Source organism: Pseudoalteromonas sp. BSi20652, assembly GCF_000239855.1.
Lineage (GTDB): Bacteria > Pseudomonadota > Gammaproteobacteria > Enterobacterales > Alteromonadaceae > Pseudoalteromonas.
The window spans coordinates 24,372-39,977 of sequence record NZ_BADT01000210.1 but is presented as its reverse complement, the minus strand read 5'-3'; the positions used below and the strand labels follow the sequence as shown (position 1 = coordinate 39,977).

11 protein-coding genes and 1 pseudogene are annotated in these 15,606 nt (G+C 38.5%); 5 read left to right on the top strand and 7 right to left on the bottom strand.

Translation table 11 applies throughout. The features are described 5' to 3' along the window. Positions 1-11: 11 nt before the first annotated feature. The 7 genes and pseudogenes from mnmG to rpmH form a co-directional block, all read right to left on the bottom strand. Positions 12-1,901, bottom strand: a complete 1,890-nt coding sequence (gene mnmG, locus P20652_RS02205; protein WP_008172028.1) for a tRNA uridine-5-carboxymethylaminomethyl(34) synthesis enzyme MnmG — start codon at positions 1,899-1,901, stop codon at positions 12-14. 428 nt (positions 1,902-2,329) lie between these two features. After that, on the bottom strand, positions 2,330-2,779 hold the full coding sequence (gene mioC / locus P20652_RS02210; RefSeq protein WP_008172026.1) for an FMN-binding protein MioC: 450 nt from the start codon (positions 2,777-2,779) through the stop codon (positions 2,330-2,332). 1,059 nt (positions 2,780-3,838) lie between these two features. Continuing rightward, positions 3,839-5,203 (bottom strand): tRNA uridine-5-carboxymethylaminomethyl(34) synthesis GTPase MnmE, encoded by a 1,365-nt coding sequence (gene mnmE / locus P20652_RS02215; protein WP_033018035.1) that lies wholly within the window; start codon positions 5,201-5,203, stop codon positions 3,839-3,841. 165 nt (positions 5,204-5,368) lie between these two features. Further along, complete coding sequence (gene yidC / locus P20652_RS02220) at positions 5,369-7,006, bottom strand: membrane protein insertase YidC (protein WP_008172018.1); 1,638 nt, start codon at positions 7,004-7,006, stop codon at positions 5,369-5,371. A gap of 8 nt (positions 7,007-7,014) precedes the next feature. Next, complete coding sequence (yidD, locus tag P20652_RS02225; RefSeq protein WP_008172017.1) at positions 7,015-7,290, bottom strand: membrane protein insertion efficiency factor YidD; 276 nt, start codon at positions 7,288-7,290, stop codon at positions 7,015-7,017. Between the two features lie 129 nt (positions 7,291-7,419). Continuing rightward, positions 7,420-7,843, bottom strand: a pseudogene (gene rnpA / locus P20652_RS19095) (ribonuclease P protein component). Positions 7,844-7,850: 7 nt separating this feature from the next. Beyond that, positions 7,851-7,985 carry a 50S ribosomal protein L34 gene (gene rpmH, locus P20652_RS02230; RefSeq protein WP_004335215.1) on the bottom strand — a complete coding sequence of 45 codons (135 nt, stop codon included), beginning with the start codon at positions 7,983-7,985 and terminating at the stop codon, positions 7,851-7,853. 519 nt (positions 7,986-8,504) lie between these two features. Between rpmH and dnaA the strand changes: the two genes are divergently transcribed. The 5 genes from dnaA (at position 8,505) to glyQ (ending at position 15,604) form a co-directional block, all read left to right on the top strand. Next, positions 8,505-9,893: a chromosomal replication initiator protein DnaA gene (gene dnaA / locus P20652_RS02235; RefSeq protein WP_008172011.1), complete on the top strand. Its 1,389-nt coding sequence runs from the start codon at positions 8,505-8,507 to the stop codon at positions 9,891-9,893. Positions 9,894-9,906: 13 nt separating this feature from the next. Further along, entirely contained in the window at positions 9,907-11,010 is a 1,104-nt protein-coding gene (gene dnaN / locus P20652_RS02240; protein ID WP_008172008.1) for a DNA polymerase III subunit beta, read from the top strand. 15 nt (positions 11,011-11,025) lie between these two features. Then, a complete protein-coding gene (recF, locus tag P20652_RS02245) occupies positions 11,026-12,120 on the top strand; it encodes a DNA replication/repair protein RecF (RefSeq protein ID WP_033018033.1) in 1,095 nt (364 codons plus the stop codon). A 12-nt stretch (positions 12,121-12,132) separates the two neighbouring features. Then, the gene (gene gyrB, locus P20652_RS02250) at positions 12,133-14,559 is read left to right on the top strand and encodes a DNA topoisomerase (ATP-hydrolyzing) subunit B (protein ID WP_008172005.1); all 2,427 of its coding nucleotides are present in this window, start codon (positions 12,133-12,135) and stop codon (positions 14,557-14,559) included. 142 nt (positions 14,560-14,701) lie between these two features. After that, positions 14,702-15,604, top strand: coding sequence for a glycine--tRNA ligase subunit alpha (gene glyQ / locus P20652_RS02255; RefSeq protein WP_007584197.1), 903 nt, complete (start codon positions 14,702-14,704; stop codon positions 15,602-15,604). Positions 15,605-15,606 lie beyond the last annotated feature (2 nt).

Sequence of the window (15,606 nt, the reverse complement as noted above, 5' to 3'; positions counted from 1 at the left end):
TACCCTTACCTTTACGCTGATTTGCGTAATAAGCCTTGCTTCTTCAGATACACTAATAATAGCGAAATCGCCGCTGGGGTGATACCAGAAATACGCGATGCTTGACCAATAGTGTCAGGACGCGACTCAATAAGCTTGGCAACTACCTCATTTGACAAACCAGATACGGTTTTATAATCAAACTCTTTTGGTAAAATTGTTTGCTCATGACGAAGCTGTTTGTTGATCTCATCTTGTTGACGCGCAATGTAACCTGCGTACTTAGTATGGATCTCAACTTGTTCAAGTGCTGCTTTGTTTGTAAATTCAGATCCTAATCCATCTATAGCCATAAGATCGTTATAACGAATCTCTGGGCGACGAAGTAATTCTTCTAAACTTGCTTCACGTGTAAGCGGTGTTTTGAGTAATGCATTTACTTGATCTACAACGGCGTGATCTTTATGAATCCACGTATCTTTGATGCGTTGCTTCTCTTTTTCGATTACTTCCATTTTTTCGTTAAATGCCTGCCAGCGTTCATCATTAACTAAACCCAGATCACGGCCTTTTTCAGTTAAACGAATATCTGCATTATCTTCACGAAGTAATAAGCGATATTCAGCACGGCTGGTAAACATACGGTACGGTTCTTTTGTACCCAATGTTGCTAAGTCGTCGATTAATACACCCACGTAAGCTTCATCACGACGTGGTGTCCAAGAATCTTTACCTTGCACTTTTAACGCAGCATTCATACCAGCAATTAAGCCTTGTGCCCCAGCTTCTTCATAGCCGGTAGTACCGTTAATTTGACCTGCAAAAAATAAACCTTCAATAAATTTAGTTTCTAAAGATTGTTTTAAATCGCGTGGATCAAAGTAATCATATTCAATTGCGTAGCCAGGTCGACAAATGTGTGCATTTTCAAAACCTGTAATCGATTGCACAATTTCAAGCTGTACATCAAATGGTAAACTAGTCGAGATACCATTTGGATATAATTCGTATGATGTTAAACCTTCAGGCTCAACAAATATTTGATGTTTATCTTTATCTGCAAAACGAACAATTTTATCTTCAATTGAAGGGCAGTAGCGTGGACCAATACCTTCAATAACACCTGAATACATAGGTGAGCGATGTAGGTTTTTACGAATAACATCATGTGTTTTTTCGTTTGTGTAAGTGATGTAACACGGTATTTGTTGTGGGTGATCTGATTGTTTACCCATAAATGAAAATACAGGTGTTGGTGTATCACCCGGCTGTGCTTCCATTTTTGTAAAATCAACAGTACGTGCATCAATACGCGGGGGTGTACCTGTTTTTAAACGATCAACTCTAAATGGATGCTCACGTAAGCGATCAGCTAATGCGATTGAAGGAGGATCGCCTGCACGACCGCCTTTGTAATTTTCCAAACCGATATGAATTAAGCCGCCTAAAAAAGTACCCACGGTTAAAACAACACTTGGTGCACTAAAACGTAAACCCATTTGAGTTACTACGCCAGTAACACGATCGTTTTCAACAATAAGATCATCACATGATTGTTGAAATATCTTAAGGTTATCTTGGTTTTGTAATGTTGTTTGAATAGCGGCTTTGTACAAAGCACGATCAGCTTGTGCTCGAGTAGCACGAACAGCTGGTCCTTTTGAAGAATTTAGCGTACGAAATTGGATCCCGCCTTTATCAATGGCCTGTGCCATTGCACCGCCAAGCGCGTCGATTTCTTTTACCAAATGACCCTTGCCAATACCACCAATTGCTGGGTTGCAAGACATTTGACCAAGGGTATCCATATTGTGAGTTAGTAGCAGGGTATTCATTCCCATTCGGGCAGCTGCTAATGCGGCTTCAGTGCCAGCATGTCCACCACCGACTACGATAACGTCAAAATTTTCGTGAAAAATCATTTATGGGATCCTACTTAAATCAAACCAGTAAACTTCAAAGGGGAGCGTATTCTACCTAGAAATTGGCAGAAGATAAATGATTAAACAAAGAGCAAGATCTAAGTATGTGATCTCTAATAATATAAAGGATCTTTTAAAGAGATCTTTTATTACTATTACTACTACTGAGCGGCTTTTCTGTTGATAAGGTTTAGATCTTCATTAAAAACATGTAATTAGATCAGATCTAAAGATGTTAATATGATCGGATCATCAGGCAAATAAGCTCTGATCAAAAAGGCACTTTATGCACAGGCCTGCATCAGTCGGATCTTATCCCATGGATAAGCATGCTTTAAAACGCAGTTTATTCAATATTTATCCACAAAATCTATTAAATTATTAGTAAATTGGGGGTAACTTTATATATAACTTTTTACTTGATCTATTTATTTTAAGCCTGTTTTGGTTATCCAAGAGTCTAACCATGCTAATGCTGTGTCTTCTGGTAGTGCTTCATCGAGAATATTAAGCTCTAAGCGTTCTGCTACTTTTATAGCGCCTTTTTGAGTTAATAAGGCATCTATATTACGTCCTGCTAGGTTATAAGTGTCATAACTGGTATCGCCTAAAGCGATTACTGAGTATTTTAATTCTGATAAATCATTAGCTTGAGTCACATCTTCAACAAAGCTGATAAAGTTTTCAGGGTAATCACCTGCGCCATAAGTTGACGTGCAAATTAACCAAATAGTATTTTGCTGATCAATATCGCTAAATTCAGGTTGATCATGTAGTTGTGTAGTAATACCAAGGTTATTAAGCGCGTCGCTTAGTTGCTCTGCAACATACTCGGCTGATCCCATTTGGCTGCCAACAATAAGATTTACTGAACTCATGAATATTAGTGATCACATTGGTTTTAATTGCTGACTATGATAACTGAGTGTAGGTAACAGTAAAGTTAAGAGTGCTTTTTTGTATAACTATTTTTGCGCTAATTTCACTCTCATTTGAAAGTATCTACTTAAGTTATTGATATTATAAAGATTAACAAAATATCTTTAAATGTAATCTTCTGATAAAGTTGTTGATAACAGTGGGGGAAGCTCTGTTTAAACTCACTTTTTAGGTTGTTTAATAATCGCTAAGTTATTGATACTACTATTTAGGAAAGACTTAATTGTAAATACAGGTATAAAAAGTACAAGGTGATCATAATGTGGATATAAAGGTTGTTGATAACCTTAAATTTAGATCGAAAATAATTTTATTAAATGATCTAATTGAGCTGATCTAACGAAATTAATTAAAAATAAGCCTATAAACAGATAATTTTTAATAGATCATTAGGTTTTTCTCTGTGAGATAGCTCAATTTACTATTTATTTGAGTTAAAAATTACGTTTTGTGGATAAGTGATCTCAACATATTTAATTTAATGCGTATTTATAGCTGCTTTTTTATGTATTTTGCTGGTGGATTAGTAGATAAAAAGTTAGATGTACTCAAATCTCTAGTCATTTTTATTAAAAAGCCACAGTGATCGTCTGTCCATATGTTGTATAAAGTCGGCTTTTTAGAGTATTGATCATCACGTTTTAGCTCTTAAATTGAGCAAATAACATCAGTTTTTATGAGCTAGGTAATTATAAAAAAGCTATTTATAACTATCTTTTATGTGGAGGATAACGATTTTAAAACGTATTTTTGTTTGAAATATGTATCGGTTTTGACCTTAAAATGGGTGTTACTTGCGCTATTAATACCTTACTTATAGGCTCTTTCCACTGTCTAATCTACATGATCTGGCTGGTAATAATTATCGCTTTGGGTATGATTTTATTGGCAGAACTGGCTGGGATTGACGGTATAAATACATATTTTATGGTGAATATTTTACATAAAAAAGAGCACCTAAGTGCTCTTATAATAAAAATATATTTGTAATAGGGTGTTTATTTACCGATACAAAACGAGCTAAATATTTTGCCAAGTAAGTCATCTGAGGTAAATTCACCGGTTATTTCATTCAAATACTGCTGCGTTAAACGTAGTTCTTCAGCCAATATTTCACCAGCAATGTGCATTTCTAATTGTGTTTTACCTGTATCGAGATGATACGCAGCACTCTCTAGTGCATCCAAATGACGACGGCGCGCCATAAAGCCACCTTCCATTGCGCCTTGAAAGCCTATACAAGCTTTTAAATGCTCGCGAACAAGCTCAATACCATCAGCATTTTTAGCGCTTAAGCTGATGACCGGGTATTGTTGCTCTTGCTCCATTCCGACTATATCACCCGATAAATCAGCTTTATTTCTGATGACCGTAACCCCCATACCTTCGGGTAATTTTGCCATAAATTCAGGCCAAATTTTATGCGGGTCAGTATCTATAGTATCAGTGCCATCAAGCATAAATAAAACGCGATCTGCTTGGTTTATTTCATCCCACGCACGTTCAATACCTATTTGTTCTACGCGGTCTGGACTCTCTCGTAGGCCTGCGGTATCTATAATATGCAGTGGCATACCATCTATATGTATATGCTCTCGTAGTACGTCGCGAGTGGTTCCGGCTATTTCTGTTACGATTGCGGCTTCACGACCGGCTAGGGCGTTTAGTAGGCTTGATTTACCTGCATTTGGGCGACCAGCAATAACAACACGCATACCTTCGCGCATGATGCTACCTTGTTTAGCTTGGTTGGTTACGGTGTTAAGTTGGGTAATAATGGCGTCTAAGTCGCCTGATACTTTACCGTCTGATAAAAAATCAATTTCTTCATCAGGAAAATCTATTGCCGCTTCTACATACATACGTAGGTGAATTACTTTTTCTACAAGCGTTTCTATGTGTTTAGAAAATTCACCTTGGAGAGACTGTAGGGCGCTTTTGGCAGCTTGCTCGCTTGTAGCATTAATTAAGTCGGCGATGGCTTCTGCTTGTGTTAAATCAAGCTTGTCGTTCATAAATGCACGTTCAGAAAACTCACCAGGCTTGGCTAAACGAACGCCGTCTATTTTGCTAATTTCTTTAAGTAACATATCAAGTACTACAGGACCTCCGTGGCCTTGTAATTCAAGTACATCTTCACCAGTAAATGAGTTAGGTCCTGCGAAGTAAATAGCAATACCTTGATCAAGTTGCTCGCCAGCAAGGCTTTTAAATGGCACGTAATCGGCGTAGCGAACTTTAGGTATTTTACCTACTACTTTTTCGGCGACACTTTTAGCAAGGCTACCTGAAACGCGAATAATACCAACACCACCACGTCCAGGGGCTGTTGCTTGTGCTGCAATTGTATCTTGATTGATCATGCTATTAATTTGCCAACGATGAGTAACTTTATGGCGGTATTGTAACCTATGAAATAAACACTCGCGAATACTCTGGTGAAAAACAGGCAATAAAAAAGGCAACCGAAGTCGCCTTTATATAAGTAATATACCCAAACCATCTTAATGTGGCTTGGGTATAGGCAATTAGCCTCTTACTTTAATTCCTTTCTTTTCCATGCCACGGTAGATGATTAACATCTGGACAATAGAAATAAGGTTAGACACTAACCAGTAAAGAACTAAACCAGATGGGAACCATAAGAAGAATACAGAGAAGATAACCGGCATAAAGGTCATCATTTTTTGCTGCATTGGATCGGTAACCGTCATTGGTTGTAGCTTTTGCGTCACAAACATACTCGCACCAAATAATATTGGCAATACGTAGTACGGGTCTTGTGCAGAAAGGTCAGTTAACCAAAAAATGAATTCAGCATGGCGAAGTTCAGTAGACTCTAAGAATACGTAGAACAAGGCTAAGAAAATTGGCATTTGTAGTAAAATAGGGAAACAGCCACCCATAGGGTTAACTTTTTCTTTTTTGTACATTTCCATTGTAGCTTGGCCGAACTTTTGACGGTCGTCACCAAACTTTTCTTTAAGAGCTGCCATTTTAGGCTGTAGGGCACGCATTTTTGCCATTGACGTGTATTGCGCTTTAGTAAGTGGGTACATTAACGATTTAACGATAATAGTGATGGCAATAATTGCTACACCCCAGTTACCTAAAATGCTATGTAACCATTTTAGCAATACAAATAAAGGTTGCGAAATAAACCATAACCAACCGTAATCTACAGTTAAGTCTAAGTCTGGGTGAATCGCTTCAAGAATATCAGACTCTTTCGGGCCCATATAATAAATAGCAGTAAGTGTTTGCTCATTTCCAGCTTGAATATTTACAGCTTCATCTTTCACACCAATAATAGCGGCATTACTTTTTGTAATTAAGCTATAAATTGCATTTGTTTGATCCTGCATTGGAACCCAAGCACTTACAAAGTAATGTTGTATAAATGCAACATAACCACCTTGCGTGTTTTTGTTTAGGTTTTTATCAGCCATATCTGAAAAACTATACTTTTCGTATGGTTCTTCGTCAGTACCGTATGCAGCACCTAAATAGTTTTGATCAACCATACTACCTTTTTCTTGTACGGTACGCTTAATTTGCGTGTATAGCTGTACTTGAAGAGGTGCGCTGGTAGTGTTGTTAATTTTGTATTCTAAGCCTACGTCATACTGACCTTTTTTGAATACATACGTTTTAGTAAAACTAACACCATTACTATCAGTAAACTGAAGTGGAACGCGAAGCTCATCACCCGTTAATGTATATGATTTTTGTTCGGTGTTATAAGTAGGGCGACCGTTAGCTGATGCGTCAGGGCCATTTAAGCCAATTAAGCCACTTTGTGAAAAGTATTGATGACCTTCAATAAGTTCACCAAGAAGCGTATAAGGAGTGCCGCTACCTTTGGTGTCTTCGTATTGAAGAAGGTCTGTTTCAACAATATCACCGCCTTTAGTGTCAATTTTAACTTTAAAAACGTCTGTTGTAATTTCAATAACTGAACGCTTGGTTAAAGTTGCTGAAGCAGGTAACTCAGAATCTGACGATGAAGGAATATAATCATCCGACTCTGGTGAATTTGCTTGTAGTGTTTGTGTTGTGGCACTTGGATTGACTTTAGGCTTGTTGTAATCATTATCCCATTCTTGGAATAATAAAAACGACACTAGCATTAGGCCAATTAATAAAAACGTGCGTTGCGATTCCATAACAGCTCTTATTTCTCGTGTTGGTGGTTAATATGGGTTAATTTTTCAGGAACGGGGTCGTCTCCACCTGAATGTAAAGGATGGCATTTTAATATGCGTTTTAAAGCTAACCAACTCCCTTTTATAAATCCATGCAAGTTAATTGCTTGAATTGCATAATATGAGCAGCTTGGATTAAAACGACAATGCGGACCTAGTAGCGGGCTAATCCACTTTTGATAACCGCGAATTAATAACACTAAACAAAACTTCGGTAAAGCAACCAGTGGTTTAAGTAACCTCATGATGTTTATGCCCCAACTTAAGTTTAGTGAGATAGATATCATGTATTTAAAGACTCAATTAGATATTTTAAATGCATGATTAAAAGGTGAGCTAAAGATACATTAATTAACCCTGCAATTCTATTGCAATTAGGTTTGTTTATTAGATTTAGCTGATTTGTTTGGGCGTTTCTTAAAAGGTGGCGGTTTAGGAGCGCCTGGTTTACAGCGTTCGTTAATTTTTCGCCATAACTTAGTAAGTTGCTTGGTTAATTCTTCATTAGACTGCTCATCAATACCATTTTTTACCATAAGCACAATATCGATGTTATCCATATTATGTTGACTTAAACGAAAACTTTCGCGAGCGAGACGTTTAATACGGTTTCGTTGGCATGCCTTTTTTACGTCGTTTTTTAGCAACAGTAAGACCTAACCGAGGTTTTTCTTGGTCATTTTGTTTAGCTAATAGAGTAAAGAAAGGAGTTGCAGCCCGAGCGGGTTCATTAAATATGCGAGAGTAATGCGAGGGAGTTAACAGACGTAACTCCCTGCCAAAGCTAAAGTCTTCCACTTATAAATTAAGCAGAAAGAACTTTGCGGCCTTTAGCGCGGCGACGTGCTAATACTTTACGGCCATTTACAGTTGCCATGCGAGCACGGAAGCCGTGTGCACGTTTGCGTTTTAAAACGCTAGGTTGAAAAGTTCTTTTCATAACAATCTCATCCGATCGGTTAAAGTTAAAACATCCTATACAGGTCGCGATCCTGGCATAGGTGCCATTGCGAGCGCGAGATATTATAGAGTAAGTAATGTAAAGTCAATCATAATTACGTTAAGAGTATATAACCTACCAACTACTATGATGAGAGATCATATAAGGTGATCTGTTAGGATCATCATAAACAAGAAGTTTTCCACAGCCCCTGTATAAAAAGTGAATAAAAGTGGGGGAAAAGTAAATTGGATCGTAAATTTGGTTCGCGATCTTGGCGTTATTTTGTTATGATCTCTTCTCTGGATCTAAAATAAAAACTGTTTTAAATCAGCTTGTTAATGATTTTATACATTGATATAAACAATTTTATAAAAATCAATCTTTTACTTGTGGATAAAGTATCTTCATAATATGCGGTCTTGGGTCGCTTATTGGACCATTTGAACGCAATAAATGTATGATTTATGATCATTAATGATGTGCGGGAATAAAAATTATATCTCTGGGAGTTTAACTGTGTATCTGTCGGTTTGGCAAAGTTGTTTATATGTATTGCAAGATGAGCTGCCTTCGCAGCAATTCAGTATGTGGGTAAGACCACTTCAAGCAGAAAGTACCGAAGATACCTTGACGATTTATGCACCTAATCGCTTTGTGCTTGATTGGGTGAGAGAAAAGTACCTAAATAGAATTAACGAACTACTAGTAGAAATTTGTGGTGTTGAAGCACCAAAACTACGTTTTGACGTAGGGAGTAAACCTTTAATAAATGCACAAGCTGCACCGGTTATTGAAACTCAATCGGCACCAAGTGCACAGGTTTCAACAAAACAACAGCCTCGCGAACAAAAGCCAGTTGTTGAACCTGCACCTAAATCAGGTTACAAGTCTAACATCAAAGAAAATTACACATTCGACAGCTTTGTTGAAGGTAAATCAAACCAGTTAGCTAAGGCTGCGGCGACACAAATTGCTGACAATCCTGGGTCTGCCTTTAATCCTGTATTTATATATGGTGGAACCGGTTTAGGTAAAACTCACTTATTACATGCAGTAGGCAACGGTATATTAGCTAACAAACCAGATGCTAAAATCGTTTATATGCATTCAGAGCGCTTTGTTCAAGACATGGTAAAAGCGCTGCAAAATAACGCAATAGAAGAATTTAAGCGTTATTACAGAAGTGTTGATGCATTGATGATCGATGACATACAATTTTTTGCTAATAAAGAACGCTCACAAGAAGAGTTTTTCCATACCTTTAACGCATTGCTTGAAGGCAACCAACAAATTATTTTAACGTCTGACCGTTATCCCAAAGAGATTGAAGGGGTTGAAGACCGCCTTAAATCACGTTTTGGTTGGGGATTAACAATTGCGATTGAGCCACCAGAGCTTGAAACTCGCGTTGCTATTTTGATGAAAAAAGCACAGCAAAGTAAGATTAACTTACCACACGAAGTTGCTTTTTTTATTGCCAAAAAATTACGTTCAAATGTTCGTGAATTAGAGGGTGCACTTAACCGTGTAATCGCTAATGCGAACTTTACTGGTCGTCCTATTTCAATCGATTTTGTAAAAGAAGCGCTACGTGATTTACTTGCCTTGCAAGATAAACTGGTTACCATAGATAACATCCAGCGTACAGTTGCTGAATATTATCGAATTCGAATATCAGACCTGTTATCTAAGCGCCGCAGCCGCTCTATAGCAAGGCCGCGCCAAGTTGCTATGGCACTATCTAAAGAATTGACTAATCACAGCTTACCTGAGATTGGTGACGCATTTGGTGGACGCGATCATACGACCGTATTACACGCGTGTCGTAAAATAAAATCATTACGTGACGAAAGCCACGAAATTAAAGAAGATTACCAAAACTTAATAAGAACATTGTCATCTTAGGGCTGACTTTATTATGCAAATAACAATATCAAGACAACAGTTTTTAAAGCCATTGGTGCAAGTGTCGGGCGCAATAGAGCGCAAACACACGCTACCAATTTTATCTAACGTTTTGTTAGTGGTAGAAAACGGACAACTTTCAATGACAGGTACTGACCTTGAGATTGAATTAGTTTCTGGCGTATTTGTAGGTGATGATATTGCCGATACAAAACTGACGTTACCCGCTAAAAAATTACTCGATATTTGTAAAAGTCTACCAGACGGTTCAGACATTACTTTAAGTTTACAAGAGCATCAATTGCTTTTAACCAGTGGTAAAAGCCGTTTTTCACTAACGACTTTATCTGCTGATGATTTTCCTAATTTAGAGCAGTGGGACGGAGAGGTTGAATTTCAGCTAACTCGTTTAGAGCTTCGTAAGTTACTCGAAAGCACACATTTTTCGATGGCAAATCAAGACGTACGTTATTACTTAAATGGTATGTCGTTTGAAGTAGATAATACTGATATAAAAACAGTGGCAACTGATGGTCACCGTTTAGCTATAGCGCAAAAGCAATTAACGCAATCGCTTAACACTCAACGCCAATTAATTATACCTCGCAAAGGTGTACAAGAAATTATGCGTCTTATGGTCGCTGACGATGAGTTGGTAACAATTCAGTTTGGTGCTAACCATATTCGCATTATCGATCTTGAATTTATATTTACGAGTAAATTGGTTGATGGTCGCTTTCCAGATTACCGTCGTGTATTACCACGAGGTGGCGACAAAGTAATTACAGCTAACCGTGAATGGTTACGTAGTGCGTTTCAACGCGTGTCTATTTTATCGAATGAGAAGTTTCGTGGTGTACGCTTAAACTTATCAAATGGTCTACTAAAAATTACGGCCAACAACCCAGAGCAAGAACAAGCGGAAGAAGTTGTTGAAGTAAGTTACGAAGGCGCGGATTTAGAAATAGGTTTTAATGTGTCATATGTACTAGACGTACTAAACACCTTAAAAACAGAAGACGTACTATTTACATTAGCCGATTCAAATAGCAGTGCATTAATTGAAGGTGCAGGTGATGAAGAAGCAATGTACGTTGTTATGCCTATGCGTTTATAAGACTATAAATATATAATGAGCTTAAGTCATTTGAGCCTCAAATGTTTTCGTAATATTGAGGCGCTGACGCTAGAACCAGTTAACGGCGTTAATATAATATATGGTGAAAATGGCAGCGGAAAAACCAGCCTTTTAGAGGCTATCTATTACCTTTCTCACGGCAAATCTTTTCGTACTCCAAAACATAAAAGTATTATCGCGCATCAGCAAGAGCAATTTGTAATTCACGGGCGCAAAAAAATACACGACTTATCTATTCCAATTGGTATTAGTAAAACTCAAACGGGTGAAACTAATTTAAAAATTCAGGGTAAGGCTAGTCGTAAAATATCCGAACTAGCTCAACTCATGCCAGTGCAAATTATTACACCAGAGAGTTATTCTTTATTTTTTGGTGGGCCTAAAGAGCGCAGAAAGTTTTTAGATTTAGGTTTGTTCCACGTGGAACATGAGTTCTTTTTTTTATGGCAATCGTTCAATAAAGTACTTAAACAACGTAATGCATTGTTAAAAACTAAGCCCAAGAATTATTTTGACCAAATTAAGTTTTGGGACAAAGAATTTGTTAGACTGGCTGAAGAAATAAATAAATTAAGATTGGCGTATATAAGTAGGTTTAAGCAGCAGTTTTTTGATAAAATGTGTGCAGAATTAACGCTTGTACGTGATTTAGAAATGACCTTTAACGCAGGCTGGAAAGAGACCGAATCTCTTGCAGATGCGTTAGAGCAAAACTTTGAGCGAGATGCTCGCCAAGGGTTTACAAGTAAAGGCCCTCATAAGGCCGATTTTAGTTTTAGTGTCGCTGGCAACAGCGTGGAGAATACATTCTCACGCGGTCAATTGAAGTTACTATTATATGCGTTAAAAGTTACGCAAAATAGCTTAATTGAGTCAGAGACAGATAAGCAATCTATATTGCTAATAGATGATCTACCTTCAGAGTTAGGCGAAGATACAAAAGAGAAAGTGGGACAATTACTTGCTCACTGCAGTTCTCAAATTTTTATCTCTTCAATTTTGTCTGAAAGTATTTCTGCTGTGGTGGAACCCATGCAACGAGAACTACAAATGTTCCACGTGAAACATGGCAACCTAATAACAAGATAAGTGGGATTAACCATGTCTGAGAATTATGACTCGTCGAGTATTAAAGTACTTAAAGGATTAGACGCAGTAAGAAAGCGTCCTGGAATGTATATTGGGGACACCGATGATGGCACAGGCTTACACCACATGGTGTTTGAGGTCGTTGATAACTCGATCGATGAAGCCTTAGCAGGTCATTGTGATGATATTTATGTAACGATTCACTTAGACGGTTCTGTCTCAGTACGAGATAACGGTCGTGGTATTCCAACTTCTATCCATGAAGAAGAAGGCGTATCAGCAGCCGAAGTTATTATGACGGTACTTCATGCTGGTGGTAAGTTTGATGATAACTCTTATAAAGTATCAGGTGGCTTACACGGTGTTGGTGTTTCTGTTGTAAATGCACTTTCAGAAAAGCTAAAACTTACAGTTCGCCGTGAAGGTAAACTTCATGAGCAGTTTTACACTATGGGTGTTCCAGATGCACCTTTAGCTGTTATTGGTGAATCGGACACGACTGGAACAGAACTGCGTTTTTGGCCAAGTGGTGAAACATTCACAAACTTAGATTTTCATTACGAAATTTTAGCTAAGCGTTTACGCGAGCTTTCATTCCTAAATTCAGGTGTGAGCATCATTTTAAATGATGAACGTGAAGAAAATAAATCTGACCACTTTAAATACGAAGGCGGCATTCAAGCTTTCGTTGAATACTTAAACCGTAATAAAACACCTATACATAAAGGTGTATTCCATTTTACTCACGAACGTGAAGAAGATGGTATTAGCGTTGAAGTATCAATGCAGTGGAATGATGCATACCAAGAAAACATTTACTGTTTCACAAATAATATTCCACAACGTGATGGTGGTACTCACTTAGCCGGTTTTAGATCAGCGCTAACACGTACACTTAATAACTACATGGAAAAAGAAGGCTTTAACAAAAAAGCTAAAACAACCAGCAATGCTACCGGTGATGATGCCCGTGAAGGCTTAACGGCTGTTGTTAGTGTTAAAGTTCCTGATCCTAAGTTCTCATCGCAAACTAAAGACAAGCTTGTTTCAAGTGAAGTTAAGTCTGCAGTTGAACAAGCAATGGCTGAAAAATTCACTGAGTTTTTATTAGAAAACCCAACTGATGCCAAAATTGTTGTAGGTAAGATTATTGATGCCTCACGTGCTCGAGAAGCGGCGCGTAAAGCCCGTGAAATGACACGTCGTAAAGGTGCAATGGACTTAGCAGGCTTACCTGGTAAGCTAGCTGATTGCCAAGAAAAAGATCCTGCCCAATCTGAACTATATATAGTGGAAGGGGACTCTGCTGGCGGATCAGCCAAGCAGGGACGTAACCGTAAAAACCAAGCTATTCTTCCGCTTAAAGGTAAAATCTTAAACGTAGAAAAAGCACGTTTTGATAAAATGTTATCTTCACAAGAAGTAGCAACACTAATTACTGCATTAGGGTGTGGTATTGGTCGTGACGAATATAACCCTGAGAAATTACGTTACCACCGTATCATCATCATGACCGATGCGGACGTGGATGGTTCTCACATTCGTACGTTACTATTAACATTCTTCTATCGCCAAATGCCTGAAATTGTAGAACGCGGCTATATTTACATTGCTCAACCACCACTTTATAAAGTGAAAAAAGGTAAGCAAGAGCGTTATATTAAAGATGACCCTGCATTAGTTGAATACCTAACATCGCTTGCTCTTAATGGTGCAGCGTTGTATGCAAGTACAGATGCACCAGCTCTTGAAGGTGAGGCACTAGAAGAAATCGTTCACGATTATCAAAACACAGTTAAAGTAATTGAGCGTTTAAAGCGTAAATACCCTAACACGGTAATGGAACGCTTAATTTATCAAACAGAATTGAAAACTGATGACCTTTCAGATGAAGCTAAAGTAATTGCTTGGACTAAAGTGTTGGTTGACGACCTGATTGCACGTGATGAAGATGCGACTATTTTCCATGCTGGTACAGAGCATGATGCTGAGCGTAATATGTATTACCCGGTTGTGAATATTCGTCAGCACGGTGTAGATAAAGCACACGTACTTCATTATGACTTTATTGCGTCACGTGACTACCAACGCATTGCTGTGACTGGTACTAACATCGCAAACATCCTTAGCGAAGGTGCATATATTCAACGTGGTGAGAAAACAAAACCTGTTGATAACTTTGTGGATGCTTTGGAATGGTTGATCACAGAATCGAAGCGCGGGATCTATATTCAACGCTATAAAGGACTGGGCGAAATGAACCCAAGCCAGCTTTGGGAGACCACAATGGATCCTAGTGCTCGCCGTATGTTACAAGTAACGATCGAAGATGCTGTTGGCGCGGATCAATTATTTGCGACCTTAATGGGTGACCAAGTAGAGCCTCGTCGTGAGTTTATTGAAAAGAACGCACTACGTGTAGTTAACTTAGACGTGTAAAAAATATTGCTTACATAGAAAAAGGAGCCTAATGGCTCCTTTTTTATTTTCTTCAATTACACAAACTGCTTAAAACCTGAGTGTACACACGGTATACTAAGGGTAATTTTCACGCTACTTCTTAGATAGTAAAAAGCCAAATATGCAAAAATATGACGTAAAAACCTTTCAAGGTTTGATCCTGGCTTTACAGGATTATTGGGCGCAGCAAGGCTGTGTCATTATTCAACCACTTGATATGGAAGTGGGCGCAGGGACATTTCACCCGCAAACTTTTTTAAAGTCTATTGGTCCAGAGCCAATGGCGAGTGCATACGTGCAACCGTGTCGTCGTCCTACCGATGGTCGCTACGGTGAAAATCCAAATCGCTTACAACACTACTACCAATTTCAGGTAGTTTTAAAGCCATCGCCAGATAACATCCAAGAGCTTTATTTAGGCTCTTTAGCGGCTATGGGTATCGATACACTAACTCACGAAGTTCGCTTTGTAGAAGACAACTGGGAATCACCTACGTTAGGTGCGTGGGGCCTAGGTTGGGAAATTTGGTTAAACGGCATGGAAGTAACGCAGTTTACCTACTTCCAACAAGTTGGCGGTATTGAGTGTTCACCAGTAACGGGTGAGATCACTTACGGCCTAGAGCGTTTAGCAATGTACATTCAAGGCGTAGATAGTATTTACGACTTAGTATGGGCAGACGGTCCACTAGGGCGCGTAACCTACGGCGACGTGTTTCATCAAAATGAAGTAGAGCAGTCTACTTACAATTTTGAACACGCAAACGTAGAAGACTTATTTGCTCAGTTTGATAAATGTGAAGCAGAGAGCCAAAAGTTAATTGAAGCAAACTTACCACTACCGGCTTACGAGCAAGTAATGAAAGCATCGCACGCATTTAACTTACTAGACGCACGCCACGCAATTTCGGTAACCGAACGTCAACGTTATATTTTACGCGTTCGTGCGTTATCAAAAGCGTGTGCACAAAGTTACTATGACAAACGCGAAGCGCTTGGTTTCCCGCTGTGTAAGGATAAGTAAGT

Coding starts and splice junctions, on each gene's coding strand:
- mnmG (WP_008172028.1), bottom strand. CDS start 1,901: ATGATTTTTCACGAAAATTTTGACGTTATCGTAGTCGGTGGTGGACAT.
- mioC (WP_008172026.1), bottom strand. CDS start 2,779: ATGAGTTCAGTAAATCTTATTGTTGGCAGCCAAATGGGATCAGCCGAG.
- mnmE (WP_033018035.1), bottom strand. CDS start 5,203: ATGATCAATCAAGATACAATTGCAGCACAAGCAACAGCCCCTGGACGT.
- yidC (WP_008172018.1), bottom strand. CDS start 7,006: ATGGAATCGCAACGCACGTTTTTATTAATTGGCCTAATGCTAGTGTCG.
- yidD (WP_008172017.1), bottom strand. CDS start 7,290: ATGAGGTTACTTAAACCACTGGTTGCTTTACCGAAGTTTTGTTTAGTG.
- rpmH (WP_004335215.1), bottom strand. CDS start 7,985: ATGAAAAGAACTTTTCAACCTAGCGTTTTAAAACGCAAACGTGCACAC.
- dnaN (WP_008172008.1), top strand. CDS start 9,907: ATGCAAATAACAATATCAAGACAACAGTTTTTAAAGCCATTGGTGCAA.
- recF (WP_033018033.1), top strand. CDS start 11,026: ATGAGCTTAAGTCATTTGAGCCTCAAATGTTTTCGTAATATTGAGGCG.
- gyrB (WP_008172005.1), top strand. CDS start 12,133: ATGTCTGAGAATTATGACTCGTCGAGTATTAAAGTACTTAAAGGATTA.
- glyQ (WP_007584197.1), top strand. CDS start 14,702: ATGCAAAAATATGACGTAAAAACCTTTCAAGGTTTGATCCTGGCTTTA.